Below are 723 nucleotides of genomic sequence, written 5' to 3'. Positions count from 1 at the left end.
TGATCGATGAAGTTAGGATCCTAAAAGTCATTCCAGTTATAAATCGCGGAGATACCATCCAATTTAATATGCGAGCTTTTAGTGTGCCTGAAAAAGCGATGTTGGAAGATGCATTGAAAATAATGCCTGGCTTTCAGGTATTAAGGGATGGTACCACTTATTTCAATGGTCGAATGATCACATCGGTACAGGTCGATGGAAGGAAGTTCTTTGATGGTAACCTATTGATGGCCACGAAGAACCTCCCTGCCGATTTTGTGAAGCATCTGGAGGTTATCGATGACTATGGGGATGTTTCTCAAGAAAAAGGGATCAAGAACTCAGAACCTGAAAAGATCATCAATATCGTACTGGAAGATAATAAAAAGAAGATCACTTTCGGACAAGCAACCTTAGGCGGTGGAACCAGCGAAAGGTATATCGGTAGTGTCGGAGTCAATAAATTCAACGATGGCCAGGAAATTTCGGTGGTCACATCGGTCAATAACACCAATACCAGTCTGTTTACTTTCGGTAGCCCAGATGGGGCAGGAGGCAGATCTTCCGGATTGGGGGATGTGGGAGATTTTTCCGATCAATCCGATGGATTGAACAAGTTGTCCTCCATTGGTATCACCTTCTCCCAGAACCTTAATAAGTACATCTCCTTATCTGGGGGCTATACTTACCAGAACAGACAGAACATTACCGAGGGTAATTCTTTGCTGACCTCCTCCTATTATG

At 43.3% G+C, this 723-nt stretch carries 1 pseudogene; it reads left to right on the top strand.

Going from position 1 to position 723, the window contains the following annotated elements:
* Positions 1-723: pseudogene (locus tag CRJ00_RS02085) on the top strand (TonB-dependent receptor); the annotation flags it as partial.

The sequence above is a fragment of the Sphingobacterium sp. 1.A.4 genome, assembly GCF_002734245.1.
GTDB classification, from domain to species: domain Bacteria; phylum Bacteroidota; class Bacteroidia; order Sphingobacteriales; family Sphingobacteriaceae; genus Sphingobacterium; species Sphingobacterium tenebrionis.
Note: the sequence above shows the minus strand (reverse complement) of the source record. Positions and strands in the feature narration are given on the sequence as shown.